Source organism: Streptomyces stoeckheimensis (assembly GCF_045822005.1).
Classification (GTDB): Bacteria; Actinomycetota; Actinomycetes; order Streptomycetales; family Streptomycetaceae; genus Streptomyces; species Streptomyces stoeckheimensis.
Window position 1 is genome coordinate 8,356,067 of sequence record NZ_CP169550.1, and the last position, 19,876, is coordinate 8,375,942.

Below are 19,876 nucleotides of genomic sequence, written 5' to 3' on the forward strand. Positions count from 1 at the left end.
CGCTCACCGAGCTGGTGGAGAAGCCCTCCTCGACCTCGGCCTCGGCCCCGCCCCGCCCCGCCCTCCGGCCCGAGGGCGGGGCGGGGCGGGGCCGAGGCCGAGGTCGCCGCTCAGGTGTCGAGCAGCCGGTTGACCAGCGAGCGGTAGGCCCGCAGGGCCTGCCGCAGGTCCTCGGTGGCCACCTGCTCACCGCGGTCCCATTGCTTCTCCAACCCGCTCCGGTGTTCGGAAAGGGTGCCGGCGAACGTCTGCATGACCTCCGCCACCAGGGTGTCCGCCGATCGGACCGCCTCCTGCGGATCGTCCACGAACCGTCCCTGGATCTCGCCCCACCGCGCGCGATAGCGCTCGGCCTCGGCGGTTCCCAGCAGCGGTTCGTCCTCGTTCCCGGCTGCGCGTACGGGCTCCGCCGTGCCGGGTTCCGGTACGTCCGTGGCCTCGCCGGGGAAGAGCGGCGCGTCCCTGTCACCGGGCGGCGCGGGGCGTGCGAGGTCCTCCGTGGTCAGGACGGGCTCCCGTTCCCGTGCCGCCGTGTCGTCGTGGTTCTGCATGTCATCGGCTCCTTTGGTCGGCGAGGAGCTCCTCGAACAGCGTGCGGTAGTGGACCATCGCCCCGCGCAGCTCCTCCGTCGTCGCCTGTCCCGCATCGCTCCGCACCTTCGCCGCGTGCGCGGCCCGGTACTCCTCCAGCGTGCGTCCGTGTTCCACCGAGAGATCGCGCACCTGGTCCTCGTACCCCTCGGTGGGATAGCCGAGCTCACCCATCAGCCGGGTCACCAGCTCGTCGGCCCCTGCCACGGATCCCTCGGGCCGGTCCACGAACTGCTGTTGCACACCGGTCCATTCGTCCGCGTACTGGTGCCGGCGGTCGGGGGAGAGCTCCTTGATGTCGAGTCGGTCGTGCCGCTCCTCACGGGCACGCAGGTCCCGCTCGGCGGAGCGCTTGTCGCCCTGCTCCTCGACGGCGCGGTGGTACTCCGGCCCGAACCGTTCGCGCAGGTGGCGTCGTCGGGCCAGCGTCCACAGCAGTGCCGTGAGCGCGAGCACGACGACCGCCGCCACGACGATGACGGCTATCAGTGCATTGTTTGACATCTTCTGCCTCCGTCCGGGGGCTCATCGTGTCTGTCGACGCGGCTGCCCTGCCGGGTGGCGGGCAAACCCGAACGGGTGGGGTGAGGGGGGCCGGGGTTTGAACCGACCGCCATCGAGCAGGCGCCTTGCGCATCGAAACCGACAGCAGATCCGAGCAGGAGGGACGTGGCATGGCCGCGGACAAGCAGGAGACCCAGGACGTCGTCGCCTTGATCCTCAAGGACCACCGCAGGATGGAGGACCTCTTCCGCCGGATGCGCAGCGTGGAGGCGGACCGGGCGGGCGCCCTCGCGCAGTTCTCCGCACTCCTCGTCGCGCACGGCGAGGCCGAGGAGGCCGAGGTGTACGGCGCGCTGAAGAGGTTCAAGGACGTGGACAACGAGGAGGTCGAGCACGGGACGAAGGAGCACGCCGAGGGCAACGAGGCGCTGCTCGCCCTGCTGGAGGTGGCCGAGGTGGGTTCGGACGCGTGGGACGCGCGCCTGGAGGACCTGGTCAAGGCGGTGACCCACCACCTCGACGAGGAGGAGCGGACCATCCTCAACGACGCCAGGGAGAACGTCCCGGACGAGCGGCGCGCCGAGCTCGGGGCGGCGTTCCTCAAGGAGCGTGAGCGGCAGCTCGCCGCGGACTGCGGCAGCGTCGAGCACGTGCGTGCGCTCGTACGGGGATGACGCGGACCGTCCGCCGGCAAGGGGGGTGATCATGGCGCGGAGGGGTAGCCGCAGGGGGTGATCACGGTTGGCGTCGAAGAAGAGTACTTGCTGGTGGATCCGACGACCGGGCTGCCCGCACCTCTCGTCGAGGACGTACGCCGTACGGCCGGCCTGGGACCGCTCACCGAGCGGGGCGAGGTCCAGGACGAGCTGCTCCAGTCCCAGATCGAGGTGGCCACTCCCGTGTGCTCGAGCCTGGAGGAGGTGGGGGGCCACCTCCTGCGGCTGCGCCACGCGGTCGCTGCCGCCGCCGAGGAGAACGGCTGCAGGATCGCCGCCACCGGCGCGGCGCCACTGCGGGGGCCCCTGCCCGTGCCCGTGACCCGGACGCAACGCTACCTGCGGATGGAGGGGCAGGCACGGCAACTCGTCGACGAGCAGCTGATCTGCGGGATGCACGTCCACGTGTGCGTACCCGATGCCGCCACCGGTGTCGCCGTGATGAACCGGATCCGCGGCTGGCTGCCGACACTGCTGGCCATGTCCGCCAACTCTCCTCTGTGGGACGGGCGGGACACCGGGTTCGCCAGCTGGCGCACCATCGTCTTCGGCCGCTGGCCGGTGAGCGGGCCGCCGCCGGTCTTCGACGGCCCCGCCGACTACGAGCGGCGGCTCGAGGCCCTGCTGTCGACCGGGGTGATCGCCGACCGTGGCCAGGTGTACTGGCAGGCCCGGCTGTCCGACCGCTACCCGACCATCGAGGTGCGCTGCCTGGACGTGCAGCTCCGCGCCGACGACGCGGTCATGTTCGCCGGCATCGTCCGCGCGCTGGTCGCCACGGCGATCGCGGAGGAGAAGGCGGGCGTACCCCTGGCCGTGAGCGCGCCGGAGCTGGTGCAGGCCGGGAACTGGCATGCGGCCCGGCACGGCTTGAACGGCACCCTGGTGGATCCCTTCGGCATCTCGCAGAGCAGCGGTGACGTGCTGTGTTCGCTCGTACGGCACATCGCGCCGGCCCTGGAGGAAGCGGGTGACGTCCGCGAGGTCACCGCCCTCGTCCACCGGCTCCTGCGGGAAGGTACGCCAGCCGACCGCCAGCGCCGGGCCCTGGCCGACGGCGGGATACCCGGCCTGGTGGGCCTGCTCACGGGCGCGACCACCTCCGGTTGAGGGCCCGGTGGCCGGCGTGGCACCCCGTACGCCGCCCCCGTGTCCCCTCCACGATCGGCACCATCGTTCCGGCAGGGGGAGGATGAAACGGAAGGACTCATTGCGACTGCCCCGCGCCGGCACCGGCGCAGAGGGGAGAGGGTGATGGGACAGACGGATCCGGTGACGGACGTGCCGGGAGACGAGGTGCGGCGGGCGTTCGAGCTGGTGTTCCCCGGGGTGGCCGAGGGCGACCGGGACGTCGTGCGGGTGACCGCCACGGACCGTACGGGGCCGGGAGGCCACCCGGTCTACGAGGACGCCACGGGCATCATCCAGGCGGAGATCAGCGACCGGTCGGAAGTGCGCGTGCTGGCCACCGGGGCCGGTCAGGACCCGGCTCACGGGGTCACGGCCCGGCCCTTGTCCGGGTGATCCGTCAGCTGGCCGGCGTCCGCATCCCGCCCGGGAAGGACCACGGCCGGTCGTTCGGTCCGGGACCGGGGTTCAGGGGCCGGGGTTCAGAGGGCGGGGACGCGCACCGCGAACAGGACGGTGTCGTCCTGGGCCTCCCGAGGCCCGATGGTGTCCAGGAGCGAGCGCAGCAACGCGTGCAGCCGGATCCCAGGCGGGGCCGTGGCGAGCTCTCGGATGAGCCGTTCGACGTTCTCGTCGATGTCCGTGCCCCGTTCCTCGACCAGCCCGTCGGTGTACAGCAGCAGCGTGCTGCCGGGGGGAAGCGAACGGGTTCCGCAGGTGCGGGGCCCGGGCGGCAGGGCGTGGTGCAGCAGGACGTCGTGCTCGGCGAGGCTTTCCACGCTGCCGTCCGGGGTGAGCAGGAGCGGGGCGGGATGGCCGGCGTTGCTCCACTTCAGGTGCCAGTGACCGTCTGCCACCGGACGAACGTGGGCGTGCACGGCGGTGCCGCTGGCCGGCAGGTTCAGGCGCCGACAGGCCCGCTCGAGGGCGCCGAGGGCCTGTTCCGGCCCCTGGCCGGGGTGGTCGTGGTCCGCCTGGCGCAGCATGCTGCGGACCTGTCCCATGAGGGCGGCGGCCCGCATGTCGTGTCCGGTGATGTCGCCGACCGTGAGGGCCAGCGCCCCCGTGGCGCCACTGCCCGGTACGCGGGGCAAGGGGTAGGCGTCGTACCAGTCTCCGCCGACCATGTCGTCCCGTGCGGCGGGCCGGTACAAGGCGGCCAGTTCCAGACCGGGTGCGTCGGGGAGGTCGGTGAGCATGGCCCGCTGGAGCTGGCTGGCCGCTGTGACGCGGTCATCCAGGTGGAGTGCGCGTTCGACCGCCTGGGCGGTGTAACCGGCGAGGGTGGTCAGCACCGCCCGTTCGTCCAGGCCGATCTCGTGCGGGGCGTCCCACCCCAGGACGAGGGCGCCGAGTGTGCCGTGCGTACCGCGCAGGGGCAGGCAGGCGGCGGTGTGGAGGTGCAGGGTGTCGAATCCCGGGCTCGCCGCGGTGCCGGAGACGGCGTCGGTAGCCGCATGCGGCCCGGCGACCACGACCATCCGGTTCTCGCGCACCGCTCGCGAGACCGGCCAGTGCGAGCCGAGGGCGAACCGCTCGAGAACGCCTCCGGGGGGCGCGTCACCGTCGACGGGACTCGGCACGCGGTGGAGCATTCCCTGCCGCACCAGGAGCAGGTCGACCCGGGCGGGCTTGAGGTCACCGCTGACCAGGTCTCCGACCCGTTGGCGTACGTCGTCCAGGCCGCGGGTGTCGGCGAGGTCCTCGGAGGCCCGTAGGAGCAGCTCCGAACGGTTGAGCAGCTCGTGCACCCGGGAGGCCTCCCCTTCGGCCGCGACGGCCGCGTCCTCGGCCGCTTCGCGGGCCTGACGCCCGATCTCGGAGCGCACCCGCATCCGGGCCTGGGCGCTGCACGCGGCGGCCAGGTCCGAGAGGTCCTGTACCTCGTCCTCGCTCCAGATCCGGACGGCGGGGTCCACGACGGCGAGGACGCCGAGGACCTCGCCGGAACTCCCGACCAGGGGGACACCGGCGAACGAGAAGGCCGCGGTGCCGTCACCGGCCCGCGACAGGAACCGGGGTCGCCCGTCCTCCGCGACGCGGCGGCAGCACTCCAGTACTGCCTGGTCGGGTCTCGATTCGGGCGGCCAGCACTCGGGGAGCGCGCCGGCGGCCTCACCGGCCGGCTCCAGGCATACGAGTCCCACGGGGACCGCGAGGACGCGGGTGGCGAGCCGGGCGAACCGATTCAACCGTCTTCCTCCCCACGCGTCCCGAGACCTGCATCCGCACGTCAGGGCCTCATCCTAGGCCGTGCGGACGAGGCCGAGGGGTGCCGTTCAGGCCGATCCCGGCCGGCAGTGCGGGCTTGGCCGGACCGGCTCTCGCCTCACTGCCCGGGCTCCACCGGAGGTGCCCGGTGCAGCAGCTCGTCGTGGAGGAGCCGGCCGAGGAGCGCACCCCCGAACACGACCACGCCGATGCCGACGAGCCAGGTCTGGATGACGAGGACGGTTCCGAAGGGGCCGTAGGTGACGGCGCTGGAGGCGATCAGAGGCGAGAAGACGAGCCGGGAGAAGATCCGCAGCCCGAGCAGCCCGAGCATGGTGGCCACCGCCCCGGGGAGCAGGGCGGTCCACATGACCCGGCCGCCGAGCAGCAGACGCTGGGACCACCAGAAGAAGAGGGTTCCGATCGCCACCGTGACGAAGCCGCGGGCCGGGGACTCCCGCCAGGGCGGGGCGATCGCCGAGAGGAAGAGCACCCCCACCAGCGCGCCGAGCCACAGCACGTGACGCCACCGGGCCCACCAGCGGGCCGGAGGCAGGTCCCAGACCCGTTCGTAGCCGCTCTGCAGCATGGTGCCGAAGGACAGCCCGAACACGGCGAGCAGCGCGAGGCCGAAGGCCGTCGTGGTCCGCCAGGCCTGGCCGGGCAGGGCGAAGAGCCGCTCGATCTCGGCCCTGGCGGCCGGTGATACGCCGAGCCCGTCCGCCAGCCACTGCGCGAACCCCTGTCCGCCGCGGGTGTCCGCCGCGGACACGACGATGAGCAGGGGTACCAGGGTCAGGAACCCGAGCGCCGCGAACCCGAGGGAGCGTTGCCACAGGTCGACGTTCCGGACGTGCACCCAGCGGCGTCCGGCCCGCGCGCGGCGGTGCGCACTGCGCATCCGTCCCCAGGGCGACAGCCGACGGGTCCCATCGGACCCGTTCATCTCACCGGCCTACCCCGGGTCCGCCGCCACCGCTGCCCGACCGGCCCCGAGGCGTCCGCGAGGGGGCCTCGGCGGCGGGTCCGGTGACCGGCACGGGTGGGCCGGGGGTGAGTGATGGGCATGGCTGCTCCAGGTGCTGCTTTCACGGTAGAACCCTCCCGACCGGGAATCCACCGCAGCTACCCCCTCGGCACGGGCAAAGCCGTCTGGGCGGAGATCGAAGCCCGTTCCGCGTTGAAACGGGCGCCCGTGAGCAGCGCCAGGTTGGCAAACCAGAGCCAGACGAGGAAGACGACGCTGCCGGCCAGCGGGCCGTAGAGCCTGCCGTAGGTGTTGAGCTCCGTGTACAGGGTGAAGAGCCCCGAGGCGGCCAGCCAGAGCAGGGCCGCCAGTACGCCGCCGGGCAGGCCCCGGCGGGTGCCCCGGCTCTGGGCCGGGCCGGTGCGGAAGAGGATCAGTACCAGGAGGACGACGACCACCAGCAGCACGGGCCAGCGCAGCAGCGCGATCCCTTCGGGTCCTGCCCCACCGGCGGCCCGGGCGGCGCGGCGGGCCAGTGGTCCGGACACGACCAGCCCCAGGGCGCCGACGACGAGCAGGACCAGCAGCACCACGGCGTTGACGCCCAGCATGTGGGCCGCGCGAAGCGGTGGCCGCGTGTCGGGTACCCCGTGCATCGTGTGCAGGGCGCGCCGGAACACCGCCAGGTAACTGCACGCCGACCACAGCGCACTGAGCACCCCGCTGATCAACAGGGCCCACATCGAGGACTGTTCGGCCGCGAGCCCGTCGAGCGCGTCGCTCAGGACCTGCGCCGATTGAGGGGGTGCGTAGGAGGTGAGCCCGCCGATGAGCCGGACCCGCGTCGCCTCGCCGAGCAGCCCCACGAGGGAGACGGCGATGACGAGCGCGGGCAGCAGCGCCAGCACGGCGTAGTAGGTGAGGGAGGCCGCGTGGTCGGCCAGGTTGTCGGTCCAGACGTGGACGGCCGTACGCCGCAGCTCGGCCCGGGTGCGCGCCGCGAGGGACATGACGCGCGGACGGCCTCGACGTGCTGCTGCGCGGGGGATGTGGGTCATGCCGGGCGCGTGCCCGGCGGAGCCCCGCGCATGCGCCCGCGAGGTCCCGCGCGGGCGCACCCGATCCCTAGGCGCCGGTCGTGCCGTCGAGCATCTCGCGCAGGATGTCCAGGTGGCCGTTGTGGCGGGCCGTCTCCTCGGTGAGGTGGAGGAGGATCCAGCGCAGGTCGACGTGGAGGCCGTCGCGGACGGCTCGTTCGGCCCGCTGGTCAAGGGCTGCCGAGGCGGCCAGCTCGCGGTAGCGGGCGCTCTGTTCGGCGTACTCGTCGAGGAGCTGCGCGAGCGGGAAGTCTACGGCGATGCGCATCTCGCGGTCTGGGTCCTCGTCGGTCCAGGGGCCGTGGTCCTCCTCGCCGAGGAAGACCACCTGGAACCAGTAGTACTCGACCCAGCGCAGATGGTTGATCACTCCGCTCAGGGTCATCAGCGGTGAGCCCGGCAGGAGCGCCTTGCGGGCGTTCTCGGCGGAGACGCCTGCGCACTTGGCGCGGGCGCCGGCACGCGTGTAGTCGAGGAACGTGGTGAGCTGGGTGCGCTCGTCCCACGCGGGAGGTGTGTCGTCGATTCTGGTCATCCCGCGCATCGTCCTTGATCGGCGCGTTGGGTGTCGAGGCATTTTCCGCCGGATCCGCACCGCTCCTTCCGGCTCGGTTCCGGCTCGGTTCCGGCTCGGTTCCGGATCGGCCCCCCGGTCAATCCTCGCCGGGGACGGCGGCGAACACCGGGGCGCCGACGGCCCGGGCCAGGCGGTATCGCCGGAGCGCCCGGTCGAAGCGGGCGCGGCTGCCCGGCAGGACTCCGCGGAGGTCGGCGATCAGCGCGCCGTCCGGCACGCGGGCGGCGAGGCGGGCGACCACCGGGTCCGGGCTGTCGCGGAGTTCGGCCGCGGGGTGCAGGGGCAGTTCGGGGCCGTCCAGCTGGAGGAGGTCCCAGAAATCGTCGGCGTACGGCTGGACGCCCTCCTCGAAGCCGGTCTCCTCGACCAGTTCCTCCGCCGTGCCGATGATCCGGTCGAGCCAGTGGGGCAGCGAGTCGGCCTCGACGTGGAGGCCGCCCTCGCGGTACTGCATCAGGACCTGGCCCCACCGGCCGTCGGCCTCGATGTCGACCCAGGTGACGCCGCCGCCTCCGTCGTCGGTGACCAGCCAGTGGGGGTGCGGCAGGCCGTGGTCGCCGGCCTGGCGGGGGTGACCGGTCAGCGTGAACTCCACCGGCGGCACGGCGAACCCGCCGATTCGGCCCAGTAGTTCGCGTGCCTCGGCCGGTACCGGCACGGGCCAGCGGTCGAAGTCGGCGGCCGTGGCGCCGGGTTGTACCGCGAGGTCGAACGGGACGCGGGCGGCCAGCTCGTACAGCCGCTCGAGGAGGTTGTCACCGGAGATCACCCGGCCACGTTATCGGAGCGGCTCCCGGCAGCAGGAGGCGGTGTGCGCCCGGCCCGTGCGCCGCGCCCGGGTGGTCCCGCGCCGTGCGCCGGTGAGGCTTCACCCGGTCGGGTCTAGCGGGGGCGGGTGGCTGCCGCGAATGGCCCAGCATCGGGACAGCGGACAGGCCGTACATCGGATGAGATGCCTAACGTCGCTTCCAGACACATCGGTGCGCCCAGCTTGTGGAGGTGTCATGTCCGGTCGAGGCCGCCTGCTCGCGGGCGTCTGCGCGACTACGGTCGCCGTCGGCCTGCTCCTGACCGGGGGCGCCCGGGGCACCCTGACCACGCCGCTGCGGCAGGACTCCGGCAGGAAGGCCGGCAGCGAGATCGCGGTGGGTGCCTACCTGCACTACGGATCGCCCGGCGTCGAGCGGATGAAGGGGCTCTCGCGCTGGCTCGGGGGTACCGAGCTGCGCGTCGGGCACACCTATCTGCCGGGCGACACCTGGGCGAACATCGAGGGGGCGCCCGATTCCCTGCGCACCTGGGCGCGGTGGCGCCATGCGAAGGCCGACCGGCTGTTCGTCCTGAACGTGCCCATGCAGGAGCGCAACGAGGCCCGTCTCCCCGACGCCCGAGTCGCCGAGCTGATCCGCACCGGCGCGCGGGGCACGTACGACCACCACTTCCGGCGGCTGGCCCAGCGTCTGGTCGACCTCGAGGTGCGGGACACGGTGATCGTGCTCGGCTGGGAGATGAACGGCTTCGACTACACCCACCGGTGCCGGCCCGACCCCGAGAACTGGAAGAAGTACTGGCGGCGCATCGTGGCCGCCATGCGTTCCGTGGAGGGGCAGGACTTCCGTTTCGACTTCGCCCCCAACCGCGGTGGCGACGCGATCGCGTGGACCCGGTGCTACCCGGGTGACGACGTGGTCGATGTCGTCGGGATGGACTCGTACGACCAGGAGCCCGGCCGGACCTTCGACGAGCAGGTAGTCCAGCCCTATGGACTGCAACACCAGGTCGATTTCGCCAGGGCCCACGGCAAGGAGACCTCGTACCCCGAGTGGGGGCTGTTCCGGCACGGCGACAACCCCGAGTACATGCGGCGCATGTTGGCATGGATCGAGGAGCACAGGCCGCTCTACCACAGCATCACGGACTTCTGCCCGCACGGCGTGTGGCAGTGCGGACAGAATCCGCGCTCCTCGCGGGTGTTCCGGGACTTCTTCTCCAGCGGCGGGCCGGAGGGGGCCCGGCCGCGTTCCTGACGGCCGGCCCCCTCCTCGCCCGGTCAGGGTTTCCGGTCGCCCGGGGTGCAGGAGGAGCGCGGCGTTGCCGTGTCCTGCTCGCTGAGGTGGGTGTCCATGGCGGAGTTCAGGTCGGCCATGAACGAGTCGAACTGCTCCAGGAGCTGTGGCGGGTAGTGCGCCATCACGGTGTCGAGGCGGTGGGCGAGCGGGCCGAAGAACTCGTCGGCTCGTTCCTGGATGTGCCCGCCACTGCGCAGGGTGACGACGCGCCGGTCGGAGTGTTCGCGGACGCGGGTGATGTGCCCCGCCGCCTCGAGACGGTTCAGGAGCGCGGTGGTGGCCCCCGTGGAGGGCTGCTGCAGGGCGCCGCCGGGGCGATGCTCCTGCCCCAGGGGCTCGGCCTGCTGCGGGAGAACTTCTCCGGTCGCGAGCTCACGAAGGTCTTCGGGATCTTCGGCCCCGTACTGGGGCTCGGCGGCATCATCGGCCCGGTCCTCGGCGGCTTCCTCATCGAGGGCGACTTCTTCGGCCTCGGCTGGCGGTCGGTGTTCCTGGTCAACCTCCCCATCGGCGTCGCGGCCCTGATCGTCGCCGCGAAGTGCGTGCCGAAGAAGCCCGGCGACCGGACGGTGGGCATCGACGTGGTGGGTGCGGCGCTGATCGTGATGGCCTGCACGTTCCTCGTCCTGCCGCTGAACCAGGGGCAGGAGGACGGCTGGCCGCTGCGGACCTGGCTGTCCATGGCCGCCTCGGTCATCGCATTCGCCCTCTTCGCGGTGCGGCAGCGCCGTACGGCCGCGGCGGGCCGTGCGCCGCGGGTCACCCCGGGCCTGCTGCGCAAGCCCGCCTTCACCGTCGGGCTCGGCGCCATCGCCCTGTTCTTCGCCGGGCTCGTCGGCACGCAACTCGTGCTGACCCTCTACCTCCAGATCGGCCGGCACTTCACCGCCGGCGACGCGGGACTCGGCAACCTGCCGCTCGCGGTGGGCACGGCCATCGGCGGTGCGGTCAGCGGCGCCGTCCTCGCCGACAGGATCGGCCGCAAGGTCCGCCAGATCGGCCCGCTCGTCCAGCTTGCCGGCGCGGCCCTGCTCTGGTTCGAACTCGACGCCCTGACCGCGGACTCCTTCTCGATCTGGGACATCGCCCCGGGCGTGGCCGTCTCGGGCATCGGCGTGGCCGTGTTCGGCTCGGTGTTCTTCGACCGGGCCGGGGCCGGCGAGTTCACCGGCGGCTTCCACCGCGCCCTCGTCGTCCAGGCCTGCCTGCTGGTCGCGTTCTTCGCCGTCACCTTCCTGCTGCCCCGGCAAGGGCGCCCCGAGGACGCGCACCACGGCGTCGCCACGGATACCCCGCAGGTCGCCGTGTGACCCCTGGCCGGAGGCTGCCGGCACCAGGACGGCAGCCTCCGGCCGGCCTGGCGCCCGCAGCCCCGCCGCTCAGCCCTCGGGGCGGAGCAGGCCGCGCTCGTACGCCTTCACCAGGTGCTTGCGGTACCTGGTACACCGAGCCGTCGACCGTGATCGGGACGAGCTGCGGGGTGGTGGCCTTCCACTGCGCGCGGAGACCTACCGGCTGCTGCCGTAGGGGAGCAGGGCCATCTCGCGGGCGTTCTTGATCGCGGCGGCGAGCCGTCGCTGCTGCTGCGCCGTGACCCGGGTGACGCGGCGGCTGCGGATCTTGCCGCGGTCGGAGATGAACTTCCGCAGCAGTTCGGTGTCCTTGTAGTCGATGTACGTGATCTTTGCCGCGTCCAGGGGGTTGGGACGGGACTTCAGCGGCTTGTGGGGGGCTTGGCGACGGGCCATGAGGGCTCCTTGAGCGGTGTGGGCGATGGGGGGGCTGGTCGGCGGGGCGTCAGGAGACGGGGTCGAGGAGCGAGTCGAAGGCGGCCGGCAGTCTCCGCCACTCCTCGCGCCCCGAGGCGTACTCGGCGTCCGTGAGCAGGCAGGACTCCAGCAGTCGCTCCAGCCCGTCGCGGTCGAGGCCGGGTGAGGTGAAGACGAGGTGCTGGCAGCAGTCGCCGTGCTCCGGATGCCAGTCGAGCGAGGCGGCCGCCCTGCGCATCGGCGGCACCATCTCCCAGGCGGCGTCCGGGAGGGAGGCCAGCCAGGGCCCGGCGTTCTCCACGCACAGGGCGCCGCCCGCGGCGTCCCAGGCCAGCAGGGTGTCGGGGCGGTCGGCGAGCCAGAACCGGCCGCGGCTGCGGGCGGCGGCGCAGCAGAGGTCCTCCAGGGCCTCGTAGAGCCGCTCGGGGTGGAAGGGGCGGCTGCGGTGCCAGACGAAGGTGGTGACTCCCGCGTCCTCCGCGTCCTGTGGCAGCAGGGCGCAGGCCGGGTGCTGGGCGGCCGCCGCCGTCTCCACGTCGAAGCCGGCGAAGGCCGCCCGGGCCAGTTCCCCGGATCCGGCGGGCACCCGGCGGGCGGTCGGATGGAGTTGGGCCAGGAGGGCGAGGTCCTCGGCGTCGGCATCCTTGCTGTCCACGAGGGCCAGCACGGGGGAGTACTCCAGCTGCCGGGCCCAGGTGTCCCCGACCGTGCGCCGGTCCGAGGCGGCCGCCGCGAGGCCCACGTCCGCCAGGTCGTCGCCGTTGACGAGATAGGGCAGGACGAGCGCGGGGTCCACCGCGGTGATCACGCTGGTGAGATCGAGCACGTCGGCGCCGTGCTCGGCGACGACCTCGGCCATCGCCTTGGGCTCGACGGAGTCCCACAGCTCGACGACGGCCAGGCGCGTCATTCCGCTGCCGGCCAGCCGTTCGAGCTCGGGGACCAGGTCCTCGCGGAGCGCGCAGCAGGCGCAGTCGTTGAAGAGCGGCGCCTCGCCCCGGGACAGTTCACCCGAAGCGTCGCGCACGATGCGCAGCACGGTGCCGGCGGGGGCGGTGGCCAGGTCGTGGTGGAGCGCGACGCTGCCGGGAACGGACCGGAGCAGCCGGTCCACGACTTCCTTGCGGGCGTCGGAGTGCAGCCCGCCGACGATGACGACGGGCAGTCTCACTTGCCGCCCCCGTAGCGGCGCTCGAAGCGCTCGACGCGGCCGGCGGTGTCCAAGACGCGGGCGGTGCCGGTGTAGAAGGGGTGGCTCTGCGAGGAGATCTCGACGTCGATGACGGGGTAGGTCTCGCCGTCCTCCCACTCCACGGTCTTGTCGCTGGTGGCGGTCGAGCGGGTGAGGAAGGCGAAGTCGGCGGCCTTGTCGCGGAAGACGACGGGGCCGTAGGCGGGATGGATTCCGGGCTTCATGGCGTGTCCTTCAGGCAGGGGCGTGGATGGCGGGCTGTCAGCGTTCTTCGCGGAAGTCGACGTGCCGGCGGACCACCGGGTCGAACTTGCGCAGCACCATCCGGTCGGGATCGTTCCGCCGGTTCTTGCGGGTGACGTAGGTGTAGCCGGTGCCCGCGGTGGAGCGGAGCTTGACGATCGGGCGTACTTCGTTGCGTGCCATGGGGCTACTATACGGGAATGGAAATCATTTCCAATAACGAACCTCGTTCAGAGAGAGGCAGGTAACCCCGTGTCCGCCCACTGCCAGCTGACCGGCGCCCGGCCGGGCTTCGGCAACGCCATCTCCCACTCGCACCGGCGCACTTCCCGCCGCTTCGACCCCAACATCCAGAACAAGCGGTACTGGCTTCCCAGCGAGGGGCGCCACGTCCGCCTCAAGCTGAGCGCCAAGGCGATCAAGACCATCGACGCGATCGGTGTCGAGGCCGCGGTGGCACGCATCCGCGCCCGGGGAGTGAAGGTCTGATGGCGAAGCAGAGCAAGATCGCGCAGAACGAGAAGCGCAAGGCGATCGTCGCGCGCCACGCCACGCGCCGGGCGGAGCTGAAGGAGATCATCCGCAGGCCGTCCTCGACGGATGCCGAACGGGGAGCGGCCGTCGCCGAGCTGCGCAAGCAGCCGCGCGACGCGAGCGCGACCAGGGTGCGCAACCGGGACGGCGTCGACGGACGGCCCCGCGGACACCTGCGTAAGTTCGGCCTGTCCCGCGTGCGGATGCGGGAACAGGCGCACGCCGGTTTCCTGCCCGGCGTCACGAAGTCGTCCTGGTAGAGCCCGCGCGGCCGACGGAAACGAACGGGCTGCGGGGACGGGTGTGCGCCACCTGTCCCCGCAGCGTTCTCGGCGTGCTAGTCAGGCCGCTGTCGATGGCGGCGACCGGTTCGCCGTCGGTTCGCGGAGTCGCCCGGGGCGGACCGGCTCGCGCCCGTCCAGCCGCGGCCGCAGAAGCCGATGAGCCGCGTGTGGGGCAGGCGCAGGGTGGCCGCTGCCCTCGCTGGAAGGGAGATCGATTTCCGACGGCGTCATCAGTCGATTTCATTCGCATTGCGCCGACCATTGGATGGCTATGCCATTCATGTTCTGGAGCCTGAGCTACTGGAGCCTGAGCTACTGGAGCCGGGATACGTCCACCGAGTCGGCGGGCGCGGGGGGCTCGGCCGGGACGGGTTCGTCGAAGGCGGAGAAGGACGCCTCGACCCGCTTGTCGGGCGCTTCGGTGCCTTGGATCCGCAGGAGGTACGGCTTGTCCTCGGTGGAGACCTGGTACGTGCCCGTCTCGTCGTCGTGCCGGCTCGTGACCGTGACGGCCGGGCGGCCGTCGACGGTGGTCCGCGATCCCTTGGTCAGCTGTTCGTTCGACGGCTTCGAGGAGAACTCCTTCTTGAAGAAGTCCAGGTCGCACAAGTCGGCGAAGCCGCGCAACAGGGAGCTGTGCGTAGTGCCGTGCAGATAGCGGCCGTTGACGAGTGCGATCGCGTCCTCGGCCGCGAAGCCCGGTATCTGCGCCCGCAGAAGGGCGTCGTCGAGCTTCATCCACACGTCGTCGCCGCGTTTGATGATGTGGGCCGTGCCCGAACCACCGGGAGGCGTGACGGCGCCGACGCAGTTGCCCCCTACGTCGAACCGGAGGTCCAGAGCGGTGGTGCCCGCCTTGTCGGTCACCTCGGCCACCATGCGCATGGACGTGACGCCGGACATGGCCTCACGAGAGGCGTCCGCGATGCCCTGGGCGCTCTTGTCGGCGATGCCGTTGTCATCGGCCCGGGCGGCTCCCGCGCCCACGAGGATCAACGAGCAGACGGCTCCGGCGGCCGCGCTGAGGGCCGCGGCTGCCAGGGGTGCGGACATCGCGCCCCACCTCCTTCCGGCCGCCGCCGGATGGCATCCGCGATGGCGTGATCGCGCAATCGCCAGCCCTCCGATGCGGCCGTCACATGCTCAGCGTAGGTCCGCTCCGCGGCGGGCGCAGTCCGGGCGGGCGGCCGGCGGCGCGGGGGGTCGCACGGTGCTCGGCACGGTCCGGGAGCCGCTGGTCACGGGCTTCCAGGAGGCCCCGGCAGCTTCCGCGGGGCAGGCTGTTCCCATGAGGTCACATCCTCGATCGCCCGCTCGGCCGGGAGCGTCCTCTCGACCGGGAGCGGGCGGTCACGGTGCGTTCCTGTTCACGCTGGCGCAGTGTGCGCCGTTCATGATCGCGCTGGGCGTGCTGGGGATCGAGCTCTCGCCCGCACACGACCTGGTCACCGGGCCCGTCCTCACCACGACGCCGGCACTGGCAGCGCTGACGATGGGCCCGGTGGGCACGCTGTCCGCGGCGGCCCTCGCCGCGAGTGTGAACGCGACCTCTGCCACGTACAACCATTCGTGGGGAACCCAGACCCAGCTGATCATCGGCAACTTCCTGGGGATCATCGTGGTGTCGGTGGCCGGCGTCATCCTGAGCAACGCGGTGCGCACGCGCAGACAGAGCGAGCTCGACCAGGTCCGCCGGATCGCGGTGGCGGCCCAGGAGGTCGTCCTGCGGCCCGTCCCCGAACTCCTGGGCCCGGTACGGACGGCCAGTCTGTGCCTCACGGCCGGGACGGGGGCCCTGGTGGGCGGCGACCTGTACGACGCGGTGCAGACGCGCTACGGGGTCCGCATGATCGTGGGGGACGTCCGGGGGAAAGGGCTGTCCGCCATCCGCGCGGTCGCGGTGGCCTTGGGCGCGTTCCGGGAGGCCGTGCACTACGAGGGCGAAGTGCAGGAGGTCATGAACCACTGCGCGGCCGCGCTGCGGCGAGAGGCCGCCGTGCCGGGCACCTACTCCCAGACGGAACTTCCCGAAGTCCTCATGGAGGGATTCACCACCGCGCTCATCGCCCAGGTGTCGGACGAACCGGTGGTGTACCTGGTCAACCGCGGCCATCCGCCCCCGCTGCTGCTGCGCGGGGGCAGGGTCCGGGCTCTGATGCCCGCCGTGCCGCTGCTGCCGCTCGGACTCGAAGACCTCGTCGACGGCCCTCCCGCCGAGCCCGAGAGCTTCCCGTTCCTGCCCGGTGACCGGCTGCTGCTCTACACCGACGGCGTGATCGAAGCCCGCAACGGTGCCAACGAGTTCCTCCCCCTGGCGCAGACCATGGAGGAGATACCCCGCGACACCTCCCCACAGGAGTTCCTGGACGAAGTGCACACGGCATTGATCCGGCACACCGAGGGCCGCTTGACGGACGACGTGGCGATGATCCTCGTGGACCGGCTCGACTGACGAGGGACCGTCGCGGTCGACCTGAGCGTGCCGCGGTCGGCCCACGTGCCCGGTCCGACCCGCCCGCCCACGGCCCTTCCCTTGTAGGCCGCCCCTGCGTAGCTTCGCCGCTGCCGGGCAGCTCCGCCCGGCGGTGTCGACACGGGGGAGAGCGATGAGAGGCATGCGCCGAACGCGCACCGCACACACCGGACGCACCACGCGCACCGCACGCACCACACGGGGCCGCCTCGTGGTGGCCGCCGCGACCGTGCTGGTCGTGGCCATGGGCCTGCCGTCCACGCCGGCCGCCGCGCACGACAGCCACGAACCCCTGCTCGCCGCCCTGCGCGCCGAGGCGGGGACCGCCGTCGGCGGCGACGGGATCCCCGGGGTGATCGCCCGCACCTACAAGGACGGCGTCTCCTGGACCGGTACCGGAGCCACGGACGCGGGAACCCCCGTACGCAATCCGGACAGCCCCTTTCGGGCCGCCTCGATCACCAAGATCTTCACCGCGACGACCGTGCTCCAGCTCGTCGCCGAGGGCATGGTCAGCCTCGACGACGACGTGTTCGGCCTGCTGGGCCCGGTCCTGAAGACCAACCCCGTCGCGGGCTGCAACCCGAGCACCGGGCAATGCTTCAACCCGCCGCCCGGCAGCCCGCCCATCACCGTACGGAACCTGCTCCAGCACTCCAGCGGAGTCTTCAACTACCTCGGCGACCTGGGGGTGCTGGCGAGTGCCGGCAGCAGTTTCCCCAACCTTCCCGACTACTCCGCCCAGCAGCTCGTCGACGAAGGCGCCTCCCACGGACCGCAGTTCGCTCCGGGCACCGGCATGCACTACAGCAACACCAACTACGTCCTGCTCGGCATGGTCATCGAGCGGGTGACCGGACACCCGTGGGCCGACGAGGTCACCCGCCGGGTCATCCAGCCGCTCGGCCTCACCCACACGGTGCTCCCCGGATCCACGGCCACCCTGCCGACGCCGCACGACCAGTTCTTCACGAACTATCTCCGGCCGCGCGGGGTGTTCGGCCACCTCTCCCGTCCGGCCGCCGACTGGAACCCGTCCATCGGCGGCGCCGCCGGCGCCATCGTGTCCACCAGCGGTGACCTGGTGACCTTCATCCGCGCCCTGCTCGCAGGCCGACTCCTGCCCCCGGCGCAGCTCGCGCAGATGATGACCGACCTGAACCCCACCGGGGCCGGGGCCCCCGGTTCCCCACTCCCGGGCATCCCCTGCGACCCGGCCCGGGCCTGGCCCGAGTGCATCGTCAACCCGGCCATCAGCACGGTAAGTTCGGGCGACAAGGCCACGCCCGGATACTGGTACGCGAGCCGCCCCTGGAAGGCCGTCCAGGCCGACTACGGACTCGGGCTCACCCGCCGCACGATCACCTGCCGGGACGGCTCCACGGTCGTCCTGTACGGGCACAACGGCGGCGGATTCGGCTCGCTGAGCTACCTCTACTCCACGGCGGACGGCAGCCACGCCCTCGTGCTCAACATGAACGGCGACTGGCCGCTCTGGGAGCTGTACAGCCTGAACGGCATGTTGGCGGCGGAATTCTGCACCACCTGACGGTCACCCCCCGTCGGCCGTCCGCACCCGCTGCGTCTCTCCGGCGCCCGCTACGCCACGGCGGGCCCGGGAGGCAGCAGCTCGGTGACGACGAAGGCGACCACGGCCGCCAGGATCACGACGGGCATCATGGCGGAGCTGCCGAGCAGCAGGATCACGAGCACCACGCTGCTCACCGGCAGCCGCAGCGTGGTGGCCGAGGCCGCCGCCATGCCGGCCGCCATGCCCGGTACGACGCCCAGGCCCGGCAGGGGCGCGAGAAGGACCCCCGCCGCGGCTCCGAGGAAGAGCGCGGGGAACACGGGGCCGCCCCGCAGGCTGCCGAGACAGAGCAGGTAGGCGGCGCCCTTGAACAGCAGGACGGCGCACAGGGCGCCGACGCCCCAGGCGTGCGGGTCCGCGGCCAGTCCTGCGAGGCCGGCCTGGCCCGACGAGACGACGTCGCCGGGTGAGCGCCCGGTGATCAGCGCGTAGAGGGCGGCGCAGGCCGCGGCGCCCACGGCGCACAGGACGGTCCGTACGAGGGGCCGTGCCGCGACGTACGAGCCGATCGCCCGGGCCCCGGCCAGCAGGGGGTGCAGCACGAGGCCGAGGGCCACGGCGATGACCACCGCCCAGAGCACGTCCGCCACGTCCAGGCGGGGGAACGGCAGGGAGAGCTTCAGGGAGAGATCCCCCGTCGCCAGTCCCGTCCACCGTCCGAGGCCGGTGAAGACCAGGGCCCCGACGCCGCTGGACAGCAGGGCCGGCAGCATGACCGCGAACAGCTGCGGCCCGCCCACGCCCGCCACCTCGATCAGCAGCACCGCGGCGATCAACGGATTGCCGAAGATCGCGGAGATGGCCGCGGCGGCTCCGGCCGCGCCCAGGAGCACCGTGCTCTGCGGGGTCGCCGGTGCCCGCGTGAGGTCGCGGAACACCAGGGCCAGGCCGCCGCCGAGCGCGATCAGAGGGGCCTCCGGCCCCAGCACCGCGCCGAACGGCAGGCTCGCCACCGCGGCGAGCAGGACTCCGGGCAGGGCGGCCGACGAAGCGCCTCCCGTGTGCAGTCCGGACGCGGGGACGTGACCGCCCGCGCCGGGCAGGTGCGTGACGACCAGGCCGACCCCTGTTCCTGCGACGAGCAGCAAGGGAAGGGCCCACCACCAGGGCGGGACGTCCCAGCCCATCGCCCGGGGGAGGTCCGCCCACAAGGCGTGCTCCAGTTCGTGCAGCCCGACGAGGAACCAGAAGGCGGCGAGGGACACCGGGATGCCGATGACGGCGCAGAGGACGAGCGCCTTGAGGTAGCCGGGGCTGCGGAGCAGGTCCCGAAGGACCTCCGCCTCCTGCGGCTGGGTCCCCGTGGCGGACGGGTCGGACCGGGGGTGCGGCTCCGTCATGGGTTGTCCTCCCCTCGCCTTCGCATTCCGATCCTGACGGCGCCGAAGAGGACTTTGGCGATGACGCCCACCACGACCAGGTCGGCGGCCATCTGAGCGGTGGTCAAGGCGCGGGCGACCTGGGTGGTGGGGGAGATGTCCCCGAAGCCCACGGTCGCGAACACCGTCACCGTGAAGTACAGCGCGTCGGTCCGGGTCAGGGGCTCCGAGAACGACGGCGGCACCTCCTCGGCGAGCAGGAAGTACGACGCGGCGAACAGGACCAGGAACAGCGGCACGGCGGTGGCCAGCGCCTCGACGGCGCGCAGCCTGGGGTACTCCGCATGGGCGATGGCGGAGACCTGCCAGGCGACCAGACCGCCGAACAGCGCGAGCCCGAGGACCAGGAGCGCGACGGTGAGGACGCCGAACCCGCCCTCCAGCGGGACCAGATAGAACAGGGCGGTCAGCAGGACGACCGATCCGACCGAACGGAGCAGGCAACCCGCCAGCAGCCGACGGAGCCGTGGCGCTCGGCGCCCGCCACTCTCGTCGTCGCTCATGACCACTCCTCGCACCGGACCGGGATCTTGCGGCGCGTCCCTCGGCGG

General features: G+C 72.3%; 24 protein-coding genes. 9 read left to right on the forward strand and 15 right to left on the reverse strand.

What is annotated here, in order from left to right:
* Nucleotides 1-110: 110 nt before the first annotated feature.
* Both ACE1OC_RS37850 and ACE1OC_RS37855 read right to left on the reverse strand, forming a co-directional pair.
* The gene (locus tag ACE1OC_RS37850) at nucleotides 111-551 is read right to left on the reverse strand and encodes a hypothetical protein (protein ID WP_407840829.1); all 441 of its coding nucleotides are present in this window, start codon (nucleotides 549-551) and stop codon (nucleotides 111-113) included.
* Between the two features lies 1 nt (nucleotide 552).
* Nucleotides 553-1,095 (reverse strand): hypothetical protein, encoded by a 543-nt coding sequence (locus ACE1OC_RS37855; RefSeq protein WP_407840831.1) that lies wholly within the window; start codon nucleotides 1,093-1,095, stop codon nucleotides 553-555.
* 170 nt (nucleotides 1,096-1,265) lie between these two features.
* Here ACE1OC_RS37855 and ACE1OC_RS37860 point away from each other — a divergent pair, with 170 nt between their 5' ends.
* From ACE1OC_RS37860 to ACE1OC_RS37870, 3 genes are all read left to right on the forward strand, one after another.
* Nucleotides 1,266-1,769, forward strand: a complete 504-nt coding sequence (locus ACE1OC_RS37860) for a hemerythrin domain-containing protein (protein ID WP_407840832.1) — start codon at nucleotides 1,266-1,268, stop codon at nucleotides 1,767-1,769.
* 57 nt (nucleotides 1,770-1,826) lie between these two features.
* On the forward strand, nucleotides 1,827-2,921 hold the full coding sequence (locus tag ACE1OC_RS37865; protein ID WP_407840833.1) for a carboxylate-amine ligase: 1,095 nt from the start codon (nucleotides 1,827-1,829) through the stop codon (nucleotides 2,919-2,921).
* Nucleotides 2,922-3,065: 144 nt separating this feature from the next.
* Nucleotides 3,066-3,335: a DUF6296 family protein gene (locus ACE1OC_RS37870; RefSeq protein WP_407840835.1), complete on the forward strand. Its 270-nt coding sequence runs from the start codon at nucleotides 3,066-3,068 to the stop codon at nucleotides 3,333-3,335.
* A gap of 86 nt (nucleotides 3,336-3,421) precedes the next feature.
* Here ACE1OC_RS37870 and ACE1OC_RS37875 read toward each other — a convergent pair whose 3' ends face one another.
* The 5 genes from ACE1OC_RS37875 to ACE1OC_RS37895 form a co-directional block, all read right to left on the reverse strand.
* On the reverse strand, nucleotides 3,422-5,131 hold the full coding sequence (locus ACE1OC_RS37875) for a SpoIIE family protein phosphatase (protein WP_407840836.1): 1,710 nt from the start codon (nucleotides 5,129-5,131) through the stop codon (nucleotides 3,422-3,424).
* 137 nt (nucleotides 5,132-5,268) lie between these two features.
* Nucleotides 5,269-6,051 (reverse strand): ribonuclease BN, encoded by a 783-nt coding sequence (locus ACE1OC_RS37880; RefSeq protein ID WP_407841809.1) that lies wholly within the window; start codon nucleotides 6,049-6,051, stop codon nucleotides 5,269-5,271.
* A gap of 224 nt (nucleotides 6,052-6,275) precedes the next feature.
* A complete protein-coding gene (locus ACE1OC_RS37885; protein WP_407840837.1) occupies nucleotides 6,276-7,175 on the reverse strand; it encodes a YihY/virulence factor BrkB family protein in 900 nt (299 codons plus the stop codon).
* 67 nt (nucleotides 7,176-7,242) lie between these two features.
* On the reverse strand, nucleotides 7,243-7,749 hold the full coding sequence (locus tag ACE1OC_RS37890) for a DinB family protein (RefSeq protein ID WP_407840838.1): 507 nt from the start codon (nucleotides 7,747-7,749) through the stop codon (nucleotides 7,243-7,245).
* Nucleotides 7,750-7,867: 118 nt separating this feature from the next.
* A complete protein-coding gene (locus ACE1OC_RS37895) occupies nucleotides 7,868-8,560 on the reverse strand; it encodes a hypothetical protein (protein ID WP_407840839.1) in 693 nt (230 codons plus the stop codon).
* A 235-nt stretch (nucleotides 8,561-8,795) separates the two neighbouring features.
* Here ACE1OC_RS37895 and ACE1OC_RS37900 point away from each other — a divergent pair, with 235 nt between their 5' ends.
* On the forward strand, nucleotides 8,796-9,818 hold the full coding sequence (locus tag ACE1OC_RS37900) for a glycosyl hydrolase (RefSeq protein ID WP_407840840.1): 1,023 nt from the start codon (nucleotides 8,796-8,798) through the stop codon (nucleotides 9,816-9,818).
* A gap of 23 nt (nucleotides 9,819-9,841) precedes the next feature.
* Here the strand turns inward: ACE1OC_RS37900 and ACE1OC_RS37905 are convergent, their stop codons facing one another.
* Nucleotides 9,842-9,985, reverse strand: a complete 144-nt coding sequence (locus tag ACE1OC_RS37905; protein WP_407840841.1) for a hypothetical protein — start codon at nucleotides 9,983-9,985, stop codon at nucleotides 9,842-9,844.
* On the opposite strand from ACE1OC_RS37905, the gene ACE1OC_RS37910 reads away from it, so the two are divergent.
* Nucleotides 9,974-11,170: an MFS transporter gene (locus ACE1OC_RS37910; protein WP_407840842.1), complete on the forward strand. Its 1,197-nt coding sequence runs from the start codon at nucleotides 9,974-9,976 to the stop codon at nucleotides 11,168-11,170. The two genes, ACE1OC_RS37905 and ACE1OC_RS37910, sit on opposite strands and share 12 nt — an antisense overlap.
* A gap of 198 nt (nucleotides 11,171-11,368) precedes the next feature.
* On the opposite strand, the gene rpsR is transcribed toward ACE1OC_RS37910, so the two are convergent.
* The 4 genes from rpsR to rpmG are packed head-to-tail and all read right to left on the reverse strand — an operon-like array spanning nucleotide 11,369 to nucleotide 13,247.
* Nucleotides 11,369-11,608: a 30S ribosomal protein S18 gene (gene rpsR, locus ACE1OC_RS37915; RefSeq protein WP_407840843.1), complete on the reverse strand. Its 240-nt coding sequence runs from the start codon at nucleotides 11,606-11,608 to the stop codon at nucleotides 11,369-11,371.
* A gap of 49 nt (nucleotides 11,609-11,657) precedes the next feature.
* On the reverse strand, nucleotides 11,658-12,800 hold the full coding sequence (locus ACE1OC_RS37920) for a CobW family GTP-binding protein (protein ID WP_407840844.1): 1,143 nt from the start codon (nucleotides 12,798-12,800) through the stop codon (nucleotides 11,658-11,660).
* Nucleotides 12,797-13,045, reverse strand: a complete 249-nt coding sequence (locus tag ACE1OC_RS37925; protein ID WP_274546837.1) for a type B 50S ribosomal protein L31 — start codon at nucleotides 13,043-13,045, stop codon at nucleotides 12,797-12,799. Before ACE1OC_RS37925 ends, ACE1OC_RS37920 begins: the two co-directional genes overlap by 4 nt.
* 37 nt (nucleotides 13,046-13,082) lie before the next feature.
* Nucleotides 13,083-13,247, reverse strand: a complete 165-nt coding sequence (gene rpmG, locus ACE1OC_RS37930) for a 50S ribosomal protein L33 (RefSeq protein WP_030162346.1) — start codon at nucleotides 13,245-13,247, stop codon at nucleotides 13,083-13,085.
* 69 nt (nucleotides 13,248-13,316) lie between these two features.
* On the opposite strand from rpmG, the gene rpmB reads away from it, so the two are divergent.
* Together rpmB and rpsN are read left to right on the forward strand one after the other, a co-directional pair.
* On the forward strand, nucleotides 13,317-13,553 hold the full coding sequence (rpmB, locus tag ACE1OC_RS37935; protein WP_407840845.1) for a 50S ribosomal protein L28: 237 nt from the start codon (nucleotides 13,317-13,319) through the stop codon (nucleotides 13,551-13,553).
* Nucleotides 13,553-13,858, forward strand: a complete 306-nt coding sequence (gene rpsN / locus ACE1OC_RS37940) for a 30S ribosomal protein S14 (protein WP_375948407.1) — start codon at nucleotides 13,553-13,555, stop codon at nucleotides 13,856-13,858. Before rpmB ends, rpsN begins: the two co-directional genes overlap by 1 nt.
* 336 nt (nucleotides 13,859-14,194) lie before the next feature.
* Here rpsN and ACE1OC_RS37945 read toward each other — a convergent pair whose 3' ends face one another.
* The gene (locus ACE1OC_RS37945) at nucleotides 14,195-14,935 is read right to left on the reverse strand and encodes a hypothetical protein (protein WP_407840846.1); all 741 of its coding nucleotides are present in this window, start codon (nucleotides 14,933-14,935) and stop codon (nucleotides 14,195-14,197) included.
* Between the two features lie 340 nt (nucleotides 14,936-15,275).
* Between ACE1OC_RS37945 and ACE1OC_RS37950 the strand changes: the two genes are divergently transcribed.
* Nucleotides 15,276-16,334, forward strand: coding sequence for a PP2C family protein-serine/threonine phosphatase (locus tag ACE1OC_RS37950; protein WP_407840847.1), 1,059 nt, complete (start codon nucleotides 15,276-15,278; stop codon nucleotides 16,332-16,334).
* Between the two features lie 163 nt (nucleotides 16,335-16,497).
* On the forward strand, nucleotides 16,498-17,904 hold the full coding sequence (locus ACE1OC_RS37955) for a serine hydrolase domain-containing protein (RefSeq protein WP_407840848.1): 1,407 nt from the start codon (nucleotides 16,498-16,500) through the stop codon (nucleotides 17,902-17,904).
* 50 nt (nucleotides 17,905-17,954) lie between these two features.
* Here ACE1OC_RS37955 and ACE1OC_RS37960 read toward each other — a convergent pair whose 3' ends face one another.
* Complete coding sequence (locus tag ACE1OC_RS37960; protein WP_407840849.1) at nucleotides 17,955-19,286, reverse strand: chloride channel protein; 1,332 nt, start codon at nucleotides 19,284-19,286, stop codon at nucleotides 17,955-17,957.
* Nucleotides 19,283-19,828 (reverse strand): potassium channel family protein, encoded by a 546-nt coding sequence (locus tag ACE1OC_RS37965; RefSeq protein ID WP_407840850.1) that lies wholly within the window; start codon nucleotides 19,826-19,828, stop codon nucleotides 19,283-19,285. The genes ACE1OC_RS37960 and ACE1OC_RS37965 overlap by 4 nt, the downstream gene beginning before the upstream one ends.
* Between the last annotated feature and the right edge of the window lie 48 nt (nucleotides 19,829-19,876).

What these genes read in the sequence shown, in the direction of transcription:
- ACE1OC_RS37955 (WP_407840848.1), top strand. Translation starts at nt 16,498, where the DNA reads ATGCGCCGAACGCGCACCGCACACACCGGACGCACCACGCGCACCGCA.
- ACE1OC_RS37890 (WP_407840838.1), bottom strand. Translation starts at nt 7,749, where the DNA reads ATGACCAGAATCGACGACACACCTCCCGCGTGGGACGAGCGCACCCAG.
- ACE1OC_RS37885 (WP_407840837.1), bottom strand. Translation starts at nt 7,175, where the DNA reads ATGACCCACATCCCCCGCGCAGCAGCACGTCGAGGCCGTCCGCGCGTC.
- ACE1OC_RS37945 (WP_407840846.1), bottom strand. Translation starts at nt 14,935, where the DNA reads ATGTCCGCACCCCTGGCAGCCGCGGCCCTCAGCGCGGCCGCCGGAGCC.
- ACE1OC_RS37870 (WP_407840835.1), top strand. Translation starts at nt 3,066, where the DNA reads ATGGGACAGACGGATCCGGTGACGGACGTGCCGGGAGACGAGGTGCGG.
- ACE1OC_RS37855 (WP_407840831.1), bottom strand. Translation starts at nt 1,095, where the DNA reads ATGTCAAACAATGCACTGATAGCCGTCATCGTCGTGGCGGCGGTCGTC.
- ACE1OC_RS37965 (WP_407840850.1), bottom strand. Translation starts at nt 19,828, where the DNA reads ATGAGCGACGACGAGAGTGGCGGGCGCCGAGCGCCACGGCTCCGTCGG.
- ACE1OC_RS37850 (WP_407840829.1), bottom strand. Translation starts at nt 551, where the DNA reads ATGCAGAACCACGACGACACGGCGGCACGGGAACGGGAGCCCGTCCTG.
- rpsR (WP_407840843.1), bottom strand. Translation starts at nt 11,608, where the DNA reads ATGGCCCGTCGCCAAGCCCCCCACAAGCCGCTGAAGTCCCGTCCCAAC.
- ACE1OC_RS37960 (WP_407840849.1), bottom strand. Translation starts at nt 19,286, where the DNA reads ATGACGGAGCCGCACCCCCGGTCCGACCCGTCCGCCACGGGGACCCAG.
- ACE1OC_RS37925 (WP_274546837.1), bottom strand. Translation starts at nt 13,045, where the DNA reads ATGAAGCCCGGAATCCATCCCGCCTACGGCCCCGTCGTCTTCCGCGAC.
- rpmG (WP_030162346.1), bottom strand. Translation starts at nt 13,247, where the DNA reads ATGGCACGCAACGAAGTACGCCCGATCGTCAAGCTCCGCTCCACCGCG.
- rpsN (WP_375948407.1), top strand. Translation starts at nt 13,553, where the DNA reads ATGGCGAAGCAGAGCAAGATCGCGCAGAACGAGAAGCGCAAGGCGATC.
- ACE1OC_RS37950 (WP_407840847.1), top strand. Translation starts at nt 15,276, where the DNA reads ATGATCGCGCTGGGCGTGCTGGGGATCGAGCTCTCGCCCGCACACGAC.
- ACE1OC_RS37900 (WP_407840840.1), top strand. Translation starts at nt 8,796, where the DNA reads ATGTCCGGTCGAGGCCGCCTGCTCGCGGGCGTCTGCGCGACTACGGTC.
- ACE1OC_RS37860 (WP_407840832.1), top strand. Translation starts at nt 1,266, where the DNA reads ATGGCCGCGGACAAGCAGGAGACCCAGGACGTCGTCGCCTTGATCCTC.
- ACE1OC_RS37880 (WP_407841809.1), bottom strand. Translation starts at nt 6,051, where the DNA reads ATGCGCAGTGCGCACCGCCGCGCGCGGGCCGGACGCCGCTGGGTGCAC.